The 2,764-nt window shown below is 72.4% G+C and carries 3 protein-coding genes; all 3 read right to left on the bottom strand.

The window, feature by feature from the left end:
• Positions 1-634, bottom strand: a 634-nt coding sequence (locus ACWDU4_RS28215; protein ID WP_450117263.1) for a cysteine peptidase family C39 domain-containing protein, incomplete at its 3' end; no start/stop codon positions are given.
• A complete protein-coding gene (locus tag ACWDU4_RS28210; RefSeq protein WP_450117262.1) occupies positions 631-1,680 on the bottom strand; it encodes a TIGR04500 family putative peptide maturation system protein in 1,050 nt (349 codons plus the stop codon). The genes ACWDU4_RS28210 and ACWDU4_RS28215, both read right to left, overlap by 4 nt.
• On the bottom strand, positions 1,677-2,696 hold the full coding sequence (locus ACWDU4_RS28205; protein ID WP_450117261.1) for an MvdC/MvdD family ATP grasp protein: 1,020 nt from the start codon (positions 2,694-2,696) through the stop codon (positions 1,677-1,679). The genes ACWDU4_RS28210 and ACWDU4_RS28205 overlap by 4 nt, the downstream gene beginning before the upstream one ends.
• Positions 2,697-2,764: the final 68 nt, after the last annotated feature.

The raw sequence follows: 2,764 nt of genomic DNA, 5'->3' as shown, positions 1-2,764 counted from the left end.
GGGGGGCGGCCCCGGGTCCACCCCACCCCGCCCCCCCCCCCCTACACAGCGCCCGGTCCCGGTCGGGGATCACCCGGTCGACCAGGACCCCCGAGGCCACCGGCAATGCCATCCCGACGGCCTGCACGACGATCGACGCGAGCACCACACCGACGAGGAGCCCTCGACCGCGGCGCAGCATCCCCGCGACCAGCGCGCGGCCCGGACCTCGCGGAGGTCGAGGTCGCTGTTCGACTGTTCCCCTGCCGAATTCGAGTACGACCCCCGAGTAGCCCGCAGCGAAGTCGGCACCGGCGAGCCGTCGGCGGCCGGCCGCGGGATCGACCACGCGCACCCCACGTGGGCCGACCGACTCGACGACGACGAAATGGTTTCCACCCCAGTGCGCCACGGCAGGCAGACGCACCTGCCCACTCAGCACCCCCTCGGCCGGGACACCCAGTCCCCGTGCCTCGAGCCCGTACCCCCGGGCCGCCTGGACCAGCGCGAGCGCGGTGAGGCCGTCCCGGCCGGCACCCACCTCGTCGGCGACCTCCACTGCGCCACACCGATGCCCGAAGTGACCGAGGATCATCGCCAGGCAGGCGGCTCCGCAGTCCGCGAGCCCGTCCTGGGTGACGACCGGCACGGTCACCGCGGGGCCGCCACACCCGCGGTGGGGGTCTTGTCCGCCGCACCCCAGAACCACTCGATTCGCGCGTCCCGCCGTCGCTCGGCGATCCAGCCGTCGAACGCGGCGTCGGCGAGCAGCCGATCCGTCTCCGGCCCCGGAGCCGCCGGGAACGCCGCGAGCACCTGCGTCACCTCCCAGCCCGATTCGGATTCGACCGGCCCGAGGACGGTTCCCGGTGCGGCGTGGCCCAGATCGGCCGCCGCGACCTCCACGAACTCGGCTCCACGCACCGTCGCCGCCCCAGCGAAGGCGGCGGCCGCCGCCGCGAACACCCCGGCCGCATCCGCGCCGTCCGCATCCACGCGCGTGCGCACCAGGGTCACGAAGGCATCCGCGTCGCCGCGCTCCACGAACCGCACCCTGACCCCCCGGAGGCGGTCGAGGACGGCGGGATCCGGGCCACGCTCGGCGAGGATGCGCCGCTTGAGTTCGGCGATCGCGGTCTCCTGGGCGACCAGTTCCTCGAACGCCTCGTGACCGAGGGCCCGCTCCCGCATCCACTCCTCGGTTTCCGGCACCGTCAACAGACCGCGCGCCCTCCGGAACGCGTCCATCGCGTGCTGCAACTCCGCCGCGCCCGGCCGGATCGGATTCTCCGCCAGTTCCTGCCGCACCAGGCACACCGTGATCAACCGGTCCAGTAGCTCCGTCCGCTCCCACATCACGTCCAGGTACGCCATGGCCTCCTCGATCGCGAGTGGTTCGCCGTTGACCCGCAACAGCATCGACTCGGCGGTGCGCTGCGCACCGCGCAGCGACCAGGGCACCGCGGTGGCCGGGGTCCAGGACAAGGAGGTCGTGCCCACCCCGGGCTCGGTGATCAGCAGCCCGTAGCCGACGGACTCGTCGACGGCCTCGCGGTGCCGGAGCAGCCGCATCCGGCTCCGCGGGTGCTCGGCGCGCAGTGGGTCCAGCGCGCGGTCCGCGCGCCGGTCCGCATCGTCCGGGCCGAGAGAGCGGAGCACGGTCAGCGCGGAGTCGAGCAGGGACGGGGTCGGTGCGGTCACGGCAGGGCTCCGATGTGTCGTCGTGGCAGGTCGCGGTCGGCGCCTGATCGCAGCAGATCCGCAATCGAGGCGCAGATGGGCAGTCCGGTGGCGTCCTCGATCCACAGCCACTGTCCGGAGGGATTGATCTCGAGGAACACGTAGTGTCCGGCGGGTGTGAGGATCAGGTCGATTGCGCCGTAGCGCAATCCGAGTTCGGCGACGAGCAGCACGCACCGTCTGCGGATGTCCTCGGGCAGGGTGTGCACCCCGTACCGGGTCGTCGACGGGTCGTAGCACCGCCAGTCCAGCCGGGTGTGGTTGGCGTCCTGACTGTGGATCTCGGCGGCGAACACCTCGGTTCCGACCACCGTCACGCGCAGCTCGACCCGCTTCGGGACGTATGCCTGAACAATCATCGGACACAGGCGAACCGCGTCGGCGGCGGCAACGTCGGTCGTGGTCGCCGGCTCCGCCATCCGCGCGTAGCTCTCGTCGCCGCGCACCAGCCAGGACCGTTGCAGGGGCTTGGTGATCACGCGGCCCTCGTGCGCGTCCCAGAAGTCGAGAAACGCGTCCGGATCGGTGGTGACGAGGGTCGGTGGAAGCTCGAAGCCGAGCCGGCCGGCGAGGCGCAGTTGGGTCTGTTTGCGTCCGGCGGAACGGATGTCGGCACGGGTCCCCGGCACGGCGAGCGCATCGAGGTCGTCCCACAGTGCCGCCGCGAACACCTCACACTCCTGCTCGACATACTCCTTGATCGCCGGGTCGGTTGTCTCCCCGTGTGCCACGGGATCGCCCGGCCTGCGGAACCACACCGCGTCCACCGCGTCGAGATCGACACGGTCCGGGCCCCGGGTGAGCGTCCGGCGCACCCGCCCCGTCGACGTCACCGCCAGCGACAGCGTTGCCGCCGCGGGGAACTCGGCGGGGTCGAACACGGTCACCTCCGCACCGGCGGCGTGCAGGTGACGGACGACGGCGGCCGCGTGGGTGTCACCCGGCTGGGTCAGCACCAGCACATGCGCTGGGGTCATGGATCCCTCCTGTGGCAGTGATGTCATCGAGCGCGGGGCGTCGCCCCCTAGTCGCCCGCCCCCCTCCA

This window comes from Rhodococcus sp. NPDC003348 (assembly GCF_053589375.1).
Note: the sequence above shows the minus strand (reverse complement) of the source record. Positions and strands in the feature narration are given on the sequence as shown.